Below are 18,778 nucleotides of genomic sequence, written 5' to 3'. Positions count from 1 at the left end.
GCAACTGATGTGAACCAGCGCCACTGATCCGGACGAGAGACAGGACAGCCGAGGCGCAACCCCAGAGGAGAAACTGATATGCAAGCGCTCAATACTGCCGCCACCGGCATGTTAGCCCAGCAGTTGAATGTGGAGGTGATGTCGAACAACATCGCCAACCTGACCACAACCGGCTTCAAACGCCAGCGGGCGGAATTTCAGGACCTGTTATACCTGAACGTCCGGCGTCCGGGTGCCACCTCATCCGATATCGGTACCGTGGTGCCATCGGGCATTCAGGTCGGTGTCGGTGTCCGCGCCGGTGCGGTTTATCGCATCCTTGAGCAGGGTCAGCTGCAATTCACCGAAAACCCGCTCGACATTGCGATCGACGGTAACGGCTATTTCAATGTGGAATTGCCGAATGGTGAGACCGGCTATACCCGCTCCGGTGCCTTTGCCCTTAATGATCAGGGTGAGATCGTTACCCCTGATGGCTTCCTCGTCGAGCCGGGCATTACCATTCCCGATGATGCCGTTGCCATCGACATCAACCGGAACGGCTCGGTCTTCGTCAAACTTGATGCCCAGGAAGATCTGGTCGAGGTCGGACAGATCCAGATGACCGTATTTGCCAACCCGAATGGTCTGGAAGCCATCGGCGACAACCTGCTGCTGGTAACCGAAGCCTCCGGCGATCCGATTGACGGTTTTGCCGGTGATGTCGGCTTCGGCACCATCGAACAGGGCGCACTCGAAAGCTCGAATGTGGATGTGGTGAACGAGATCACCGATCTGATCACCGCCCAGCGGGCCTATGAGATGAATTCAAAGGTCATCCAGACCGTTGATGAAATGTTCAACGTGCTCAATCAGGTCGGCTAAGCGCTGATCGCACCATGACGTGAACGAAAAAGGACACCACCCCATGATCATCCGACGCATCCGACGACTGGTCATCCGTACAATGCTCGCATTGGCGGTTATCGGTGGTGTTCTGTTCATGACCGTACGAGCCGATGCGGCAGAAATTCGCCAGCGTGTCGTTGTCGAAGGTGATCAGGTTACCCTGGGCGACCTGTTCGACGGTATTTCAACCGAACAGCTGGAACAAAAGGTCAGCCCGGCCCCCGCGCCCGGTCGTCGCGCCGTGTTCGACTATCGGACCCTCGGTCGCCTCGCCCGTGCCTATCGGGTCAGCTGGTAGCCCGCCAGTACTCTGGACCGGGTAATTATCGAACGCGCGGCCAATATTCTGGATTCAGCCGTGATCGAGCAGGAACTGGTCAAGGCCATTACCGCCGATATGTCTGGCGATGCCGGTGATCTGGACGTCACCCTCGATAACCGGGCGGCAAACATTGCCCTGCCGGTGGATATCGAGCCGAGCATTGCCGTCACCCGCCTGAACCATGATCCGATCTCCGGTCGCTTCACCGCAACCGTGGTGGCTCCGGCCTATGGTGACAGCGTGTATGAGACCACCCTGACCGGGCGCAGCATACCGATCGTCAATGTTCCGGTTCTGGCCGAGCCAATGCGCAAGGGCGACATCATCAGCGAGCGTGACATCGTTATGATCAAGATGCCCGCCGAACGCATGACTGCCGATGTCCTGATCAATGAAGCTGATCTGGTCGGCATGACACCGCGCCGGGCGGTCAGCGCCAATACCCCGGTTCGCGACAGCGATGTGAACGAGCCTATTGTGGTTGAACGCGGTGCACCGGTAACGATCCGCCTGAACCATGGCAGCATCGCACTCACCGCTAAGGGCCGGGCCATGGACAATGCCGCACGCGGTGATGTGCTGCGGGTAATGAATGTTTCCAGCAACCGCGTCGTCGATGCCATCGCGATCGGTCCGAATTCAGTGGAGATTGCACTGCCATAACAGATGTGCCGGCGACGGTATCGGGGGATGACCACCCGGCAACATCGGACATGGCAACACGCATGTATGAGGGGAAGAGAAAGATGATGAAGCAGACAAAACAGATTACCAGCGTCAGACGCACAGGCAGCCTGCAGATCAAACGGGTGACATCCCCGCTGCTGCTCGGCCTCGCCATGCTCGGTATGACCGCCTGCGGGATTCCGGACCGCCTCGCCGATGTGGGACAGGAGCCTGAAATGGCACCGATTACCAATCCGCATCAGGCTGCAGGTTACCAACCGGTCTCCCTGCCGATGCCAACGCCCGAGACGCTGGAATATAATTCCAATTCACTCTGGCGCAGCGGTGCCCGGGCATTTTTCCGGGATCAGCGGGCCAAGCAGGTCGGTGATATCCTGACGGTTGCGATTGATATTCAGGACGAAGCCACCCTCGACAACAGCTCAAGCCGGACGCGCTCAAGCTCCGAGGATGCCAATCTGAGCAGCCTGCTCGGTTATCAGGCCAGCCTTGGCGATGTGTTGCCGGAAGCGGTAACCCCGGACAACCTGATCAACTTCGGCAGCAACACCAACAGCACCGGGACAGGCTCAATCGAGCGTGAGGAAAGCATCCAGCTCCGGGTTGCCGCCCTGATCACACAGGTTCTGCCCAATGGCAATCTGGTGATTGAAGGCCGCCAGCAGGTGCGTGTGAACTTCGAGCTGCGCGAACTGCAGGTGGCCGGTGTCATTCGTCCGGAAGACATCACCTCATCAAACCAGATTACCTATGAGAAAATTGCCGAGGCGCGCCTGTCTTATGGCGGCAAAGGCCATATCTCTGATGTCCAGCAGCCACGTTACGGCCAGCAGGTCTACGACATACTATTCCCGTTCTGAGGCTCTTGCCCCCTCACCTGAAAGCAGCCTCAAGCCCCCTCTCATACCCACGGGAATAGAAAAAGCGGCGATCCAGAACGGATCGCCGCTTTACCTTTGTCTGATATGTCCCTGACCTTTATCCGGCAGGATCAGTCGTCGCGCTGGGTACGTTCGCGGCGCTCGTGCTGCTCCTGCGCTTCCAGGGTCATGGTCGCAATCGGGCGGGCTTCAAGGCGCTTGATGGAGATCGGTTCACCGGTCACTTCGCAATAACCGAACTCGTCATCCTCGATCCGGCGGATCGCAGCATCGATCTTGGAGATCAGCTTGCGGGCGCGGTCACGGGTGCGGAGCTCAAGGGCGCGATCGGTTTCAGCGGAGGCACGATCGGCAATGTCCGGCTCTTGCAAGCCACCATCCTGGAGGCTGACAAGTGTCTCACTGGATTCGCGGACCAACTCGGCTTTCCAGTCCAGCAGCTTCTGGTGGAAATAAGCCAGCATGACCGGGCTCATGAACTCCTTGTCCTCACTGGGGTCATACCCTTCAGGGACGGCAACCTTGGATGATTTTTTAGCAGCTTCTTTAGTATCGGCCTGGACCATCGGTACTGATATCTCACGCTTTGATGTGGGGGTACGAAAAGCGCGCGGAGTATAGGAGCGCTCCCCGCATATCGCAAGGATTCAAAGGCAGCCGGTAACAATTGCGCAGGCTACTGTTTTTGAACGACTTTTTCGTCAGCCGCGGCGGTTCATTTCGATTTTGGCCAGTTCGACCTGTGCCCGCAGGTCGATTTCATCGAGTACGGCGGTCAGCTTGGGATCGTTTACCTGGCCACGCGCCTGCGCCACTTCGGCGCTCAGCGTCTGCATGGTACCAGCCGAGATACGCCCGATCAGGATATCATCGCGCAACCGTTCCAACGCACCGAGAATACGCTCGCCGCGTTGACGGGCCTTCTGTCGACCGCTGGCATCGGGATTGACCTGTTGCAGGGCAAGGATGGCATCGAGGCCGGTAACCGATCCGACACCGCCTGCGGCGGCACTGCCGGATGCCTCAACCTCATCGGCCCCACCGAGCAGTTTGGAAAAACCCGCAGCATCGCCCTTCCGCTCGGTCTTCTTGGACCGTGCGGTACTGGTGGAGCCGGTCTTGCCGATCCGATCGATGCTCATAATATTCCTTACCAACCGGCGTGATCTTTGCGGGTGCCCGATGCACGCCATGGCAACCACGCCAAGACAAACTCATGTCATTAGTATGGAGTGCGTCGGGGCAGGATTAAAGGGGCAAAAACTGCCGCCCTGTGGGGATTATTCCGATTGTGGCCACAATAGCCCAGCAATCGGCAGTTTCCCGCCGCCGCCAATCTGGCACAATTCTCGCATATGGTCTGCCGGGTGTGAGAAGGAGTATGCGAAATGATCGCATCGGAACGAAATACTATGAAGATTAGCCAGCTTATCCGGTCTGCATTTGTCGGCGTCAGCGTTCTTGCGATGGCCGTGACCACCATATCATTCCAGCCGCTGCCGGCCGCCGCACAGGCGCTGCAAAGCCGGGTGAAGGATATCGTGCGCTTTGAAGGCGTGCGGGAGAACCTTTTGGTCGGTTATGGCCTTGTGGTTGGTCTCAACGGTACCGGTGACAGCCTGAACAATGCGCCGTTCACCGAGGAAAGTCTGGTCAGCATGCTGGAGCGCCTCGGCGTCAACACACGCGGCATCAATCTTTCCACCGATAACGTGGCAGCCGTCATGGTGACCGCCACCCTGCCGCCATTTGCTCGTCAGGGTGATGAAATCGACGTACAGGTCTCCTCCCTCGCCGATGCCGAGGATCTGCTCGGCGGCACGCTGGTCGTAACCCCGCTGCTCGGTGCCGATGGCGAGGTCTATGCCGTAGCGCAAGGTCCGGTCGCAACGGCAGCGATTGTCGCGCAGGGTGATGCCGCCAGCATCGTGCGTGGCGTCCCCACCTCCGGTCGCGTGCCGGGTGGCGCCATTGTCGAGCGCGAGGTCGAGTTCGAGCTCAATGAAATGACCCAGATGACCCTGTCCCTGCGCAATCCGGATTTCACCACCGCCCTGCGTATCGCTCAGGTGATCAATGCCCGGCTGAACAGTGCTGCGGCCTTCGCCAAGGACCCATCCAGCGTCGTGCTGACCGTGCCCGAACAATATGCCGGTGACCTCGTCTCCCTGATGGCGGATGTTGAGAACCTGCGGGTCAGCCCGGACCAGATCGCCCGCGTGGTGGTTGATGAAACCTCTGGGGTTATCGTTATGGGTGCCAATGTGCGGATCAGCACGGTCGCGATCGCACAGGGCAACCTGACCATCCGCATTACCGAGACCCCGCAGGTGTCGCAGCCCAACCCGTTCTCCGAAACCGGCGATACGGTGGTCGTGCCACGTACCGAGCTTGAGATCGACACCGATGCCGATCAGCGCCTGACCGTACTTGAGGAAGGCGTCACGCTGCAGCAGTTGGTTGAAGGCTTGAATGCCCTCGGCGTTGGTCCACGGGATATCATCACAATCCTGCAGTCGATCAAGGCTGCGGGTGCCCTGCAGGCCGATCTGGAGATCATCTGATGGATCAGTTGCTGAACCCGCAAACCGCACTCAGCGCCATGGGTCAGGCCGATACCAGCCGCGCACTGCGTGAATTGAACGGTGCCAAGCCGCTCGCCCGCGGCGGCAATGTTGATGCGGAAAAGATGGCCGGTATCGATGCCGCCTCCAAGAAGTTCGAGGCCATGGTGCTGAGCCAGATGCTGCAGCCGATGTTTGCCGGCCTTAAAACCGATGGCCCCTTTGGTGGCGGCTTCTCGGAAGAAATGTATCGCAGTATGCTGGTTGAGGAATACGGTCGGATGATGGCCGATAACGGCGGCCTGGGGATCGCCGATGCAGTCAAGCGCCAGCTTTTGTCAATTCAGGAGACCGGAGGGGTCCAACAATGACTGACACAGACACGACACAGCCTGATGGCCAAACTGACAACCAGAGCAAGCGCCCCGCAGGTCGCCAGTCAGTACCAATCGAGCAGCGCATTGATGATGCCATCATCCTGATGGAAGACCTTGCCGACCTGCTGGACGAGGAAACCGACGCGATCCATCAGCACGACTTCCAGCGCTTTACCGAATTGCAGGCAGACAAGGTCGATCTGGCCACCGAGTACCAGTCACTGGTCGGTCGCCTGCAAAAGCGTCAGACCGAAATCAAGCAACTGCCCGAGGAAATGCAGCAGGCTTTGCGTGCCGCAGCCCAGCGGCTTGATGTCAGCATGGAAGACAATGACCGGCAGGTTGATACCGCCCGGCGTGGTACCCGCTCGATCATCGACACGATCATTGAAGCCGCCCGCAAGGCTGTTGCCACTAGCGATGCCTATACCGAGGAAGCAACGCCGCCGGAAAAGAACCCCAAGAATTCCGGCGCGGTCAGCATTGACGAAGAGCTTTGATACTACCCCGCCGTTTCCGAACAAAAGCCGCTCCCTTGAGCGGCTTTTTTCATGTTTCAAAACAATAAATTACACCGACAATCCACAACTGGCCCGGCACTTGCATTAGTAGCTATGACTTATAACGCCATTCGTGAGGTTGGCTATGCAAGGACTGGGTAATTTACTGGATATGCTGGGCAGTGCCGATCAGGCATCGCTCCGGTCATTGTCGCAATCAGTACAGAATGGTGAGCGTGACGCTGCCGCCCTGTCTGACTTCCTCGGCCTGCTACAGTCCCAGCTTGCCGAACTGGAAGAAGCTGGCGAGATCGCTTCCGGCGACACCAATGTGCTGCTGGGCGAGTTTCTGTCCCCGGCAATTCTTTCCCAGACGGATTTGTCGTCCGGTCTGTCATTCCGTCAGCAGGTGACATCGGCTGATGAAACCACCCCGCTGTCCCTGCTCTACAACCAGATATTTGCCAATGCCAATAACCAGCCGGTTGATCTCGGCGACATTGATCCGGGCATTCTCAAGCTGATCGATTATGACCGTCTGGCGGAAGACCTTGCCGCCCTGCAGAAGCTGGTAACAGCCGTCAGCACCAATGACGGTGAGCCGCTGACCGAGGAAGAACTGCTGGCGATCCTGCAAAGCGCCCTGTCCGAAGACAGCGCTGGGGAAGAGCTTGATACCTCACTTGATATTTCGCTGACCGATGGCGAGGCTTCAGATGGTGACAATGCCGATGATGCACAGGCGGCAGCAGCCGGTTCCCTGACACAGGCTGCTGATGCTGACGGCGAAACCCTTGATCCGGATTCTTTGGGCCATGAGCGTCAGGTAGCTGACAAGCGCCTTGCCGACCGTTTGCAAGCCCGTGATGCCCGTATCGCCGCCACCGAGGAAGGCGCCGAACCGGAAGACGGTGACGGGCTGGATGTGGCCGCAACCGCAATGCCGGTAACGCCGACCACAACCAATGGTCAGGCCGGCACCGGGCCGATCAATCTGAATGCACAGGCGCAGCTTGCCAGCGTCAATGGCCCTGATGTCCACTCGGGCAATACCGGTGGCCGCTCATCCGGACAGGGCGCTTTCGGTGACAGCCCGTTCGGTCCGCCGAGCAATCAGGACGGCCTGACCAATGCCGCTCAGAACGCGGCCAATCTCAATAATACACAGGCCAGCTTCCAGAACATGCTGGCGGCCAGCACCCCATCCCGCGCGCCCATGAACCCGGCAACCATGCAGGTGAATGTCCATCTGCGGAATGCGGTCACTCAAGGCCAGACCCAGCTGCGCATCCAGTTGCAGCCGTCAACCCTAGGCTCGGTTGATGTGGAGTTGACCTTCGACAAGGAAGGATCGGTCCGCGGCAAGTTGATTGCCGACCGTCCCGAAACCCTCGACATGCTCCGCCATGACAGTCGGACACTGGAGAAATCCCTGCAGGATGCAGGTATCCAGCTGGAAAGCGGTGGTCTGGAATTTTCGCTCCGTGATGGCGGCAACGCCCATGGCGACAGCAACCAGGCCAATAACAGTAACAACGGGACCGCCGATGGCAGCATCGGCAGCGACGCGGAAGAACTCGTCGATCTGTCCGGTTCCATTGAAATTATCACAGAAGATCAAGTCGACGTTCGGGTCTGATCCCCTGATCACCCGCGTTATGGAGAACCGATATGTCTGATTCAATTACACTGACGCCGAATACGACGACATCATCATCGTCAATCTCGCAAAGTGGCCAGATCTTTGCCGAGGAGGTCGGCGATTCTGCGTCTCTTGCGCAGGACTTTGACGACTTCCTGACCCTGTTGACCACCCAGTTGCAGAACCAGGATCCGCTCAATCCAACCGATACCACCGAATTTACCAACCAGTTGGTGATGTTCAACCAGGTTGAGCAACAGATCAAATCCAATGACAAGCTGGATGAGTTGATCAATGCCACCATGGCCAACTCATTGCAGCAGGCGCTTGGCTATATCGGCCTTGATGTCAGCTATGAAGGCCAGCAGTTCTACAATGCAGGTGACGGCACCGGTAACCGCTTCGTCTATGACCTCAGCGACGAGGTCGCGACCCTAACCATGCGTGTCGTCGATGCCGAGGGTGAAACGGTTTACACCGAGAAGGTCAGTGAACAGCCCGGCCTGACTGTCGTGCAGTGGGATGGCAAGGATAATAACGGCGAGACGGTAACAGCAGGCAACTACACCCTGCTGCTCGATGTGGTGCCAATCAATCAAAAGGATTCCGTTTCGGTCGAACTTGGCGTCAGCAGCCGGGTGACCGGGATCGAGACCCGTAACGGCGAAACCTATCTGGCCATGGGGGAATCAATTGTGCCGCTCAGCCAGGTATTTTCTGCCGAATATCCGGACTCAAACAGCAAGGTTGGTACCGGCACGATCGGGGATGGCGAGTCCACCGACGCCACCGATACCGGTGATGAGGCTGATGACGGCGAATCTGACGACTCGGTTTAAAACGCCACAAAGTTGGCACGTAATTTGAATAGCTAAAGCAGCTTGTTTTTTAGGAGGTAGCGATGAGCGTCTTCGGTTCATTATTCACAGGGGTTTCGGCGCTGAATGCGCAGAGCCAATCCCTGACCATTATTTCGAACAATATTGCGAACAACCAGACCCCTGGTTTCAAACGGTCTATTGCAACCTTCGCCAATCTGGTGACCGGTACGGATACCAATTCGATCCTGCAGCCGGGCGGTGTACGTGCTGCGTCCCTTGGTACCGTAAACCAGCAGGGCCTGCTGCAAACCACCGGTCGCAAAGAGGATATGGGTATTCTCGGCGAGGGTATGTTTGTCGTTGGGGCGAATGTCGCCAACAGCATCCAGTTCCCCTACTACACCCGGGCTGGGCGCTTTGAGGAGACCGAGGACGGTTATCTCCAGACGCCATCAGAAATCGGCAGTCACGTACTGTATGGCTGGCGCCTTGATGAGAATGGCGATATTCCGACCAACTTCGACAACCTCTCAAGCCTAGAGCCGGTGAACCTGAACTTCCTGCCCGGCTTCAACAATGCGACCAGCACTGTCGACCCGGCAATCAACTTTGACTCGTCAACCCCGATTGATACGGACCTGAGCACCGGCGGTTCAGCCTTCTCCCGTATCATCACGGTTTATGACAGTCTTGGTAACGAGCAACTGCTGACCTTGGATGTGACCAAGGTGGCACCGCCAAACCTTGAGAATGTTGCCTTCGATCAAACTGGCCTGACGCTTGATACCGAACTAAACCCAAGCGGCACACCGACCGGTGCACCACAGGATTTGGATATTACCCTCGGCGGAACATTGACGACGGTTTCTTTACCTGCCGGCATTACCAATCTCACCGTCGGTGAATTGATCGACCGGATCAACGCAGCCCTGCCCGATGCACCTGCAGCGGGCGCGGGTTCTGCCAGCCTCAGTGAAGATGGTGCCCTTGTTATTGTCCCCGTCAACGAAGGTGATGCCGTTGGTCCAATTCAAACTGCAGGCGGCGCCACCCTTTTCACCGCTGTTGACTCCGGCCTTGCTGGCGCAGGTCCATCTGCGGGTACCATAACTGCAGCAACCGTTCTGCCAAGCCCGCCGAACCCGCCGAACAATACCGTTTCCGGTAATGGCACCTTCCCGGCGCTGGGCAGCGACACCGCCAATGCCAACCCGTTTGGTTGGTGGCAGGTTACCCTGTCCGCCGGTGATCAGGTCGGCACCAATGCCTCGATCGGTTATATCAACTTCAATGCTGACGGCTCGATCAATGCGACGGCAAACGCGAATGGCAATCTTGCCATCTCGCTGAACGGCATCAACTACAACAACGGTTCCGATCCGGGCAATTTCGAGTTCCAGATCGATCGTCTGACCCAGTTGAATTCTTCGTTCCTGACCACCGATATCGACCAGAACGGCTCATCATTCGGTGTCCGCCGGGATTACAGCATCGATGAGAACGGTGTGGTCAACGTGTTGTTCTCGAATGACGAGATCGTACCACTGTACCAGATCGCCATTGCCGATTTCCCGAACTACAACGGCCTGAAATCCGAGAGCCTGAACGTCTACACCTCGACCAACGAGAGTGGCGAAGTCAGCTTCCGGGAGGCCAATGTCAACGGTAGTGGCCAGGTTTTCAGCGGCTCATTTGAACAGTCAAACGTTGACCTTGCCGATGAGTTCTCCCGTCTGATCATTACCCAGCGGGCATATTCTGCCGGTACCAAGGTTATCAACACCGCCGACCAGATGTTGGCTGAACTGCTCAACATCCGATAACCGGTAATCAGTTTGACGGTATGACATCATGAAAAGGCCGGGAAGTATTTCGCGGCCTTTTCAATGGCAGAAATCAGTTGGCTAATGCTGTTTTCAGTCTGTTGTTTTTGCAGGACCGCTTCCCCCTCGCATTCGCCCCTCACGGTCCCGTAACCGTCAAAAGTAAAAACGCCGTTGACCAGTCCAGAAAGGCATGGTCAGCGGCGTTTGCTTTTGGAAGTTTGCCTTGAGAACTAGGCCAGAAACAGCGCGTCGCTACTGACACCCTTTTTGCGCATGGCATCACGGGTATCGAGAATGACCGCGGCCTTGCGACCGACCAGCTCATAATCCACCGCATCGTGATCGGTGCAGATGATGACGGCATCGGCCGCCTCGAGCTGTGCCTCCAGATCACCGCTCTCCATGCCCTCAAGCGCTGGAAAATGGCGGAAGGTGCGCAGGATCGGCACATGGGGATCATGGTATTGGGCCACCGCACCACGTTGATGCAGCAGGTCGAGCAGCTTCAGCGCCGGGCTCTCACGGGTATCGCCGACATTCTTCTTGTAGGATGCGCCGATCACCAGAACATTGGCACCATTCAACACCTTGGCCGAACGCGCCTCCAGTGCCCGTGCTAACTGATCGACCACGTAATATGGCATGGCGGTATTGATCTCCCCGGCCAGTTCAATGAACCGGGCCGGCATATCAAATTCCTTTGCCTTGTAGGTCAGATAGAACGGATCAATCGGAATACAGTGCCCGCCAAGCCCCGGACCGGGATAGAACGGCATGAACCCGAACGGTTTGGTCTTGGCCCCTTCGATCACTTCCCAGATATCGATCCCCATGCGCTGATAGATCACCTTCAGCTCATTGATCAGGGCGATATTGACGCTGCGGAAGATATTCTCGGTCAGCTTGACCGCTTCTGCCGCGCGGGTGCTGGAGACAATCTTGACCGATGGCACCAGCGGCTCGAACAATGCAGCCGCGGCGGCGCGTGAGGCCGGGTCATCGGCACCGATCACCTTGGGCGTATTGCCAAAATGATGGGTCGGGTTGCCGGGGTCCTCACGCTCGGGCGAGAAGGCCAGCAGGTAATCGGTGCCGCATTCGAGACCGGTTGCATCGAACAGCGGCTTCAGCACTTCTGCCGTGGTACCCGGATAGCTGGTTGATTGAAACACAACCAGTTGCCCCTTGCGCAGATGTTTGGCAATCGACTGACCGGTTGCTTCCACATGACTCAGATCCGGTTGCTGATGACGGTCGAGCGGCGTTGGCACGCAGATATTGATGACATCAGCATTGACCAGCTCGGCAAAATCAGTGGTCGCATGGAACAGCTTGCCGTCGATAAAGCCCTGCAGGGCATCATTGCCAACCCGGTCGATAATCGAGTGCCCGCGGTTCAGATCATCAACCAGTGACTGGTTGATATCGAAGCCGATAACCCTGATCCCCTGCTCGGCAAAGGCCTTCACCAGCGGCAGGCCCACATAGCCCAGCCCGATTACCCCGATAGTGGCGGATTTCGCCTCCAGCCGCTGCTGGAGGGTTGCAATGCTTGTCATGACAAAACGATCTGATGCGAAACAGCAAATGCCCGATAACGGACATTCAGGAAAACCCGGGCCTGTCTAGCATGAGACAAAACCCGTGCGCTAACCTAATTCAGCATACCGGAGGACATCCCTTCCCGCATCTCGGTGTAACCTGCCTGAATGCTCTTGGAAGTAGGGTTGAAACGCAGGGCTTCCTGAAAGAAAATATCAGCATTCTCGAAATCACCCTGCCGTTTGCACAGCTGAGCCAGAGCATGCCAGAGAGATGCTTCCTCGGGCTGTTCCTCAATCGCGCATCTCAACAGTTCAGTTGCCTGATCAGTATCCCCCTCGATGCCCAGAACCGTCGCCAGCAGGGCGATCGCGGGCACAAAACTATCATCAATGGCAATAGCATCACAGGCAATGCCCTTGGCAGCCTCATTATCGCCAAGCTCGAACATTACTTCCGCCAGATTGCTCAAAACCGTAAGGTTATTCGGCTGCAGATCGTAGGCTTTCTCGTAGTTCCTCAAAGCCTCCATCATATTGCCATTCTGCTTCATGATCTGTCCCAGCATCAGATATGGGTGGGACATATTCGGACGCAGCAGCGAGGCAGCTTCAAACTCGATAATAGCCCGAGGCAGGTTCTTTTCCCCGATGGCCTGTTCCGCGTTATCCATATGCTCAACATAGGCATCCAGAACCGTTCCCGATACCTGCATATCCGGCAAATCTTCAGCCTTCTTTTTTTCCAACTGCGCGGCTGTCGCTTCTTTTGACTTGTCGATCATTGTAATTCCTTAAGGCCAAGACACCTGTTCATGAGAATCATGATGTACATATCGGGGAGCCCTGCTCAAGCAGCTTGCAAAATTCGCACCATGATAGCAACGACTAAGGGCGCTGCTCACCTGCTGATTTTCCAGTCTCGCAATATGAGCGCCACATTGAACGGACTGATGCCGCAAAATGGCTGTTGAAATCATCCCTATCCATCAGAGATGAGGACAGCAGCCTGTCCCGCATGCCTGATTGCAGGTTGCGCAAACGCGGTACATCAAGCGCAAGCTCCGTCGCCAGATTGATATAATCATCCGGGCTTCCAGCAACCAGTTCACCCAGACCGACAGCGTTCATCAGGGACAATCCCACACGGGCCGAATGTACCTCACCGCACATACTCACCACCGGTATGCCCATCAACATTGCCTCACAGCTTGTCGTGGTGCCGTTATAGGGAAACGGATCAAGACCAATATCGATCTCATTATATAGGTTAAGGTGATCAAAAGTATTCGGCATGGCCCCAAATACCTGCAACCGGTCCGGATCAACCCCGTGTGTGATCAGTTGCTGGCGCGCATTCTCAATCATGCTTTCCTCGCCAAACTGCAATGCCTTGATCACCAGCGTTGAGCCGGGCACACGTCTCAATATCTGCACCCAGAGTTGCATCACTCTCGGGTTTACTTTCGAAATCGAATTGAATGATCCAAAAACAATCTTGTCCCGACCGGCCTTGTCCTCAACTTGAGGATGGTCCGCTGGAGGCGAATAACACAGGAAGCATCGGTCCATGCGGACGAGCTCCTCGGTATAGATCGAACGATCGGCACTGACCGGATCGGTAAAATGATCCACAATCCGATAGTCCATATTCCTGATACCGGTCGTGTTGGGATAGCCGAGCCAATTTATCTGCACCGGGGCAACACGGCTGATAAATGCCGGAATGGAATGGTAGGATGTGTGTCCGGCAAGGTCGAAGGCAACATCCAACTCAAGAGATCGAAGCGTATCCGTGATGTCCTCCCATATATTGGTCAGCAGCGGGACCCAGGCATCGGACAAACGACGCAATAGCGTTGCTCGTGGATCTTTGCCCAACCTGCGGGGAATGGCGATAACTTCAAACTTGTCCCGGTCCAGTCCGGCAAAAACGCTTTCAATAAAGAAACTACATGAATGTTCACGAAGGTCCGGGGAAACGAACCCCACCCGCAGCTTTTTGTCCGGATCCAGACTACCGCTATAATGGTATGCCTGCATCGCGGCCATCTTGCGCCCGGCATAAGTCTCATAATCTCTGGTAATCCTGCCCATGACTTCCGGTTTCGGGGGATCTAGGTAGTTCATGCCAAAGATAAGGCTGACATAATTAGCCAGATACTCGGGTTCCATCTCATGACATTTGAGGGCCGCATCAACCGCATCTTCAATTGCCCCCATGCCGGTAAGCGCCGTCCCCTTGATACGATACGCATCATAGTTGTCTGGCTCAGCTTCGATTACTTCGTCACATAGCTCGACGCATTGCGCCGATTTACGCAACGTCATCAAAAGCTGCGCGGCGGTCATCTTGTTTGTGGTGCTCAAGCCCCCGAGCGCGAACGCCTGCTGCAACAAGGCATAAGACCGGTATCCCTGCCCGGTATCAAAATATGCCGAAGCAGCCACAATATAATAGTTCGGATCATCAATACCGGCGCTCTCATCAATCCTGTTTATTACTTCGAGCGCTCTTAACGGTTCCTTTTTCAACCCATAGACATGCGCCTTGGTAATCAGGACACTGGTATTGTCCGGATTGTCGGCCAATATCTCATCCAGTACGGCGAGCGCTTCATCAAACTCATGTGCTTCCATGTGGATCGCGGCCAGATTGACCTTGGCATCCACATGGTCAGGCTGGGCCTTGACCCCTTCCTCGAAGGCTGCCTTGGCTTCGTCGAAACGCTCCAGATTGTAGAGCGCCAATCCCCGATTATAGAGCGCGATATTCCAGCCCGGTTGGGCAGCGAGCGCAAAATCAAACCAGTTCAGCGCTTCCTGATATTGCTCATTCTTGAGTAACGCGTAGCCAAGATTACACATCAGCGGAGCATTATGCGGGCTGAGCTTGATGGCTGTTCTGAAAAGCTTCACCGCCTTAGCCGGTTGACCGTTCTCCAGACATTTGAGGGCGCGCTGATGGATCGACTTAACCTGTTCATCAATCTTGCTGGACAAAATTTCACTCCGCTGGATACCGGTAAGACTTCAACTGGACAGGAAAAGCCTTACCACAGCGATGATTGAATCCAGTGCCTAATAAGGTTTCCCGCTTTCTTGGGATCGGGTCGTGCAAATTTAGCACGTCCCATTAAGCAGTTCTTATCCAAATTCGCCGATATCTGATCTGGCAACGCCCGCACGGGGGCTATGCGGAAGCCCAGAAAGGGCAACGCCGGAGACTCGTGACATGCGTTGCGGCCCGACAGGCAAAACGCCGTGGGCCGGTACTTCACTGACCAACCCAGAAAGGATATCGGTCATGTCACTTCAAAACTCTATCAATACCAATGTCGGCGCGATGGTTGCGCTGAAGAATCTCAGCGCCATCGGTCGTGACCTCAGTTCCGTACAAAACCGTGTTTCAACCGGACTGCGTATCAGCAGCGCCAAGGATGATGCTTCCGCATTTTCCGTAGCACAGGGCATTCGCGGTCAACTGAAAGGCTATGAGGCCGTCAAAAGCTCTCTGGCCGGCTCCAAGGGCATCATCAGTGTTGCCTCGACAGCAGCGACTTCGGTCTCCAGCCTGATGGGCGACATTCGCAGCAAGCTGTCCCAGCTTGCCGATGAAAGCCTGTCCGGCGATCAGCGTGAAATCTACACCGGGGATCTTCGCGCGCAGGTTGATCAGCTCCGCAGCTTCCTTGAGGGCGCTGAATACAATGGCCGCAACATTCTGGCTGGCGATCAGGGCACCAATGGTGACGACTACAGCAACTACGGCGCTGCCCAGTCTGTCAGCACCATTAAGGATATCAATGGCGGCAGCCTGACCATCCGCTCCAATGACCTCATGCTTGGCTCAAGCGGTACCAGCGGTACTACCGGCTTTGTTGCTTTTGCCCGTATTGTCTACTCGACCGATAACACCAATGGCGGTGCCACCGGTCAGGTTGGCAATGATACTGTTGCCACCAATGGTGCCGACACGACCGGTAACAGCTTCACGGCGCGCAGTGTTGTTAACGCCCGTATGGCACAGGCAGCGCTGGCAGACGTTCAGGCTGATGGCACTCGTCAAACCGATGTCTTCTTCGACTCTGATACGGACACCACCGGTGGCGACTCAGTCTTCAACAGCTCCTTCGCCCTGTTCGAGCGTGAAGTCAGCCAGGCTCTTGGCAATCTCGGTGCGGACAACCGCTCGATCGAATTCCAGGTGGAGTTCACCGAAGCCATCGAAGACGCTACCAAGGAAGGCCTCGGCCAGCTGGTGGATGCTGATCTGGCACGTGAGTCGGCCCGACTGCAGTCCCTGCAAACCAAACAGCAACTGGCGATCCAGTCTCTGGCCATCGCCAACCAGCAACCAACCACCATGCTGGCCCTGTTCGGCTAATTAGCAGAATCTTTTTAAAATCAACTATCAAGCGGCCATGCCATCGGTGTGGCCGCTTGTTTTTGCCTGCTGACAACCACCGGCAAAAGGTAAGGAATGATTCAGATTCCTTGATAAAAAGTTGCCAAAAACCGTTCCTTCTGGTTTTATAGCCACATCGGTAGAACCGTGTTCAACATGTCGCCAGAAGGGAGACAACTAATGACTGTACAAAACTCCATCAACACAAACGTTGGTGCTCTGGTTGCACTGCGCAACCTCAACTCAGTTAACCGTGATCTTGAAGCTGTTCAAAATCGCGTTTCAACTGGTCTTCGTGTCAGCTCCGCTCAAGAAGATGCTTCCGTATTCTCTGTTGCTCAGGGTATCCGGGGCGACCTTAAAGGTTATGAAGCCGTTAAGGGTGCACTGTCAGGTGCTAAAGGTCTTACCAGTGTTGCTATCAGTGGTGCGACTCAGGTTTCCAACCTGCTCGCCGATATCCGTGGCAAACTGACCCAGCTTTCTGACGAAGCTATCTCTCAGGATCAACGCGAAATCTACACTGGCGATCTGGTCGAGCAGTTCAAACAACTCCGCAGCTTCCTTGAGGGTGCTGAGTATAATGGGCGTAACCTCATCAGCAGTGACAACGGTACTTACGCTAACGGTGGCAACATCGGCGTGTTCGGTAGCTTTACCTCCGCTTCTGATGCGCAAGTGATCCGTTCTGTGAACGGTGAGCAGTTAACCATTCGGGCAAATGACCTTTTGATCGGTGCTGGCGCTGCCGCTACTGACACGGTTGATGCCTTCCAGGCTCTTGCTCGTGTTGCCTTCGTTACCACAAACAGCACTGCCGCCATCAACAAGGACGATGGTCTTGATGCTGCTGACTTTGGTGCCAACAGCATTACCTCCACTGCATCGGCAACTGGTGTGGCATCGAATGCCGAAGGTACCGGAGCCCTTGTCGCACGTCGTTATGTCGGTGCCCGTATCGCACAGGCTGCACTTGCCGATCTGGACTCCAACGGTCTGCGTGATGCTACTGCATTTGCCGCAGATACCAACGCGAACGCCTTTGAAACCAGTACTGAAACCGTCTTCAACTCTGCTCTGGCATTCTTCGAGCAGGAAGTTGCGGCTGCTCTGGGTAACCTTGGCGCGGATAACCGGTCTATTGAGTTCCAGGTTGACTTCAACACCTCCATTTCGGATGCGGTTGAAGAAGGTCTTGGCGCTCTGGTCGATGCGGATCTGGCTCGCGAATCTGCTCGCTTGCAGGCTCTGCAAACCAAACAGCAGCTGTCAGTACAGACCCTGGCGATTGCGAACCAGAAGCCAACCATTCTGCTCAGCCTGTTCCAATAAGACTGACGCAAATTACACAGAAATTCAGGCGGGGATTATTTCCCCGCCTGTTTTTTTTGCGCTAAACTGAAATTGCCTGCCCCTTCCCATTTGCATACGATGTAACCCATGCCCCTGAAAGTCCGCCTGAAGCCCAGCGAAAAAGTCGTCATTAATGGCGCGGTAATCACTGCTGGCGAAAATGGTGCAACACTGGTTTTGCACAATAAGGCTGCCCTGCTGAGGGCCAAGGATATCATGCAGGAAAGCGACGCCAACACGCCTGCCAAGCGCGTCTACTTCATGATCATGCTGATGTATCTCGATCCACAGAACAAAGCAGACTACATGGATCGCTATATGGGCTTCATGATGGACCTGATGACAACCACATCGTTGCCCGAGTTGAAAAAGTCGCTGGCGCTGATTCATGTGGATGTTGGTGAGAATGAATTTTATCGCGCTTTAAAAACCTGTCGGGCTGTGATGAAATTGGAATCAGAATTGCTTAGTCTGAACCAAACCGACTTGGAAGAGAGGAACTCCTCGGCATGAGCAACTATGCAGCCTATCAACAAAACCAGAATGCGACCCAAAATCCCCGGGATATTGAGTACCGCCTGCTGGGCCAGGTAACGGCTGCACTGGTCAAGGCAGACCAGCATTTCGCAACGGCAAACTCCAATGCCGATCATAAGAAAATGCTGGTTGATGCTGTGCTCTGGAACAACAATGTCTGGTCGGTCTTCCGGGTTGACCTGCTTGATGCCGGTAACCAGCTTCCCAAGGAGCTGAAAGCCCAGCTGATCAGCCTCTCCCTGTTTGTCGAGCGTGAGACACAGGCGGTCATGAATGGCGATGCCGATCTTGAAGCGCTGATTGATATCAACCAGCAGATCATTGAAGGATTGCGCCCGCGATCCATGGCAAGTGCACCAATGCCCGATGCCAGTCAGGGCGCTCCCGTCATGCCACAGCAATCGGTTGACAGTCAGGCATAGACCCGACCG

General features: G+C 55.8%; 19 protein-coding genes. 14 read left to right on the top strand and 5 right to left on the bottom strand.

Features of this window, described 5'->3' with window-relative positions:
• The first annotated feature begins 78 nt into the window (after nt 1-78).
• From CBB62_15165 to CBB62_15150, 4 genes are all read left to right on the top strand, one after another.
• Nucleotides 79-864: a flagellar basal-body rod protein FlgG gene (locus CBB62_15165; protein OUT39696.1), complete on the top strand. Its 786-nt coding sequence runs from the start codon at nt 79-81 to the stop codon at nt 862-864.
• Nucleotides 865-946: 82 nt separating this feature from the next.
• The gene (locus CBB62_15160; protein ID OUT39695.1) at nt 947-1,186 is read left to right on the top strand and encodes a hypothetical protein; all 240 of its coding nucleotides are present in this window, start codon (nt 947-949) and stop codon (nt 1,184-1,186) included.
• A gap of 60 nt (nt 1,187-1,246) precedes the next feature.
• On the top strand, nt 1,247-1,873 hold the full coding sequence (locus CBB62_15155) for a flagella basal body P-ring formation protein FlgA (protein ID OUT39694.1): 627 nt from the start codon (nt 1,247-1,249) through the stop codon (nt 1,871-1,873).
• Nucleotides 1,874-1,956: 83 nt separating this feature from the next.
• Nucleotides 1,957-2,757 carry a flagellar basal body L-ring protein gene (locus tag CBB62_15150; protein ID OUT39693.1) on the top strand — a complete coding sequence of 267 codons (801 nt, stop codon included), beginning with the start codon at nt 1,957-1,959 and terminating at the stop codon, nt 2,755-2,757.
• A 131-nt stretch (nt 2,758-2,888) separates the two neighbouring features.
• Here the strand turns inward: CBB62_15150 and CBB62_15145 are convergent, their stop codons facing one another.
• The gene (locus tag CBB62_15145) at nt 2,889-3,344 is read right to left on the bottom strand and encodes an RNA polymerase-binding protein DksA (protein OUT39692.1); all 456 of its coding nucleotides are present in this window, start codon (nt 3,342-3,344) and stop codon (nt 2,889-2,891) included.
• A gap of 135 nt (nt 3,345-3,479) precedes the next feature.
• Entirely contained in the window at nt 3,480-3,971 is a 492-nt protein-coding gene (locus tag CBB62_15140; protein ID OUT39691.1) for a hypothetical protein, read from the bottom strand.
• A 195-nt stretch (nt 3,972-4,166) separates the two neighbouring features.
• Between CBB62_15140 and flgI the strand changes: the two genes are divergently transcribed.
• The 6 genes from flgI (at nt 4,167) to CBB62_15110 (ending at nt 10,505) form a co-directional block, all read left to right on the top strand.
• The gene (gene flgI / locus CBB62_15135) at nt 4,167-5,342 is read left to right on the top strand and encodes a flagellar biosynthesis protein FlgA (GenBank protein ID OUT39690.1); all 1,176 of its coding nucleotides are present in this window, start codon (nt 4,167-4,169) and stop codon (nt 5,340-5,342) included.
• Nucleotides 5,342-5,713, top strand: coding sequence for a hypothetical protein (locus CBB62_15130; GenBank protein OUT39689.1), 372 nt, complete (start codon nt 5,342-5,344; stop codon nt 5,711-5,713). The genes flgI and CBB62_15130 overlap by 1 nt, the downstream gene beginning before the upstream one ends.
• Nucleotides 5,710-6,219, top strand: a complete 510-nt coding sequence (locus tag CBB62_15125) for a hypothetical protein (protein ID OUT39688.1) — start codon at nt 5,710-5,712, stop codon at nt 6,217-6,219. Before CBB62_15130 ends, CBB62_15125 begins: the two co-directional genes overlap by 4 nt.
• Before the next feature lie 145 nt (nt 6,220-6,364).
• Complete coding sequence (locus tag CBB62_15120) at nt 6,365-7,858, top strand: hypothetical protein (GenBank protein OUT39687.1); 1,494 nt, start codon at nt 6,365-6,367, stop codon at nt 7,856-7,858.
• Between the two features lie 32 nt (nt 7,859-7,890).
• Nucleotides 7,891-8,700 carry a hypothetical protein gene (locus CBB62_15115; GenBank protein OUT39686.1) on the top strand — a complete coding sequence of 270 codons (810 nt, stop codon included), beginning with the start codon at nt 7,891-7,893 and terminating at the stop codon, nt 8,698-8,700.
• 62 nt (nt 8,701-8,762) lie between these two features.
• Nucleotides 8,763-10,505, top strand: a complete 1,743-nt coding sequence (locus tag CBB62_15110; protein OUT39685.1) for a hypothetical protein — start codon at nt 8,763-8,765, stop codon at nt 10,503-10,505.
• Nucleotides 10,506-10,738: 233 nt separating this feature from the next.
• On the opposite strand, the gene CBB62_15105 is transcribed toward CBB62_15110, so the two are convergent.
• The 3 genes from CBB62_15105 to CBB62_15095 form a co-directional block, all read right to left on the bottom strand.
• A complete protein-coding gene (locus tag CBB62_15105; protein ID OUT39684.1) occupies nt 10,739-12,067 on the bottom strand; it encodes a UDP-N-acetyl-D-glucosamine dehydrogenase in 1,329 nt (442 codons plus the stop codon).
• 95 nt (nt 12,068-12,162) lie between these two features.
• A complete protein-coding gene (locus CBB62_15100) occupies nt 12,163-12,834 on the bottom strand; it encodes a hypothetical protein (GenBank protein OUT39683.1) in 672 nt (223 codons plus the stop codon).
• Between the two features lie 103 nt (nt 12,835-12,937).
• Nucleotides 12,938-15,052 (bottom strand): hypothetical protein, encoded by a 2,115-nt coding sequence (locus tag CBB62_15095; protein OUT39682.1) that lies wholly within the window; start codon nt 15,050-15,052, stop codon nt 12,938-12,940.
• A gap of 232 nt (nt 15,053-15,284) precedes the next feature.
• On the opposite strand from CBB62_15095, the gene CBB62_15090 reads away from it, so the two are divergent.
• The 4 genes from CBB62_15090 to CBB62_15075 all read left to right on the top strand — a co-directional run bounded on the left by CBB62_15090 (nt 15,285) and on the right by CBB62_15075 (nt 18,769).
• Nucleotides 15,285-16,436: a hypothetical protein gene (locus CBB62_15090; protein ID OUT39681.1), complete on the top strand. Its 1,152-nt coding sequence runs from the start codon at nt 15,285-15,287 to the stop codon at nt 16,434-16,436.
• Between the two features lie 177 nt (nt 16,437-16,613).
• On the top strand, nt 16,614-17,789 hold the full coding sequence (locus CBB62_15085) for a hypothetical protein (GenBank protein OUT39680.1): 1,176 nt from the start codon (nt 16,614-16,616) through the stop codon (nt 17,787-17,789).
• Nucleotides 17,790-17,897: 108 nt separating this feature from the next.
• Nucleotides 17,898-18,323, top strand: a complete 426-nt coding sequence (locus CBB62_15080) for a hypothetical protein (protein OUT39679.1) — start codon at nt 17,898-17,900, stop codon at nt 18,321-18,323.
• Nucleotides 18,320-18,769, top strand: a complete 450-nt coding sequence (locus CBB62_15075; protein OUT39678.1) for a hypothetical protein — start codon at nt 18,320-18,322, stop codon at nt 18,767-18,769. The genes CBB62_15080 and CBB62_15075 overlap by 4 nt, the downstream gene beginning before the upstream one ends.
• Nucleotides 18,770-18,778 lie beyond the last annotated feature (9 nt).

This window comes from Micavibrio sp. TMED2, assembly GCA_002168225.1.
GTDB lineage: Bacteria > Pseudomonadota > Alphaproteobacteria > TMED2 > TMED2 > TMED2.
Note: the sequence above shows the minus strand (reverse complement) of the source record. Positions and strands in the feature narration are given on the sequence as shown.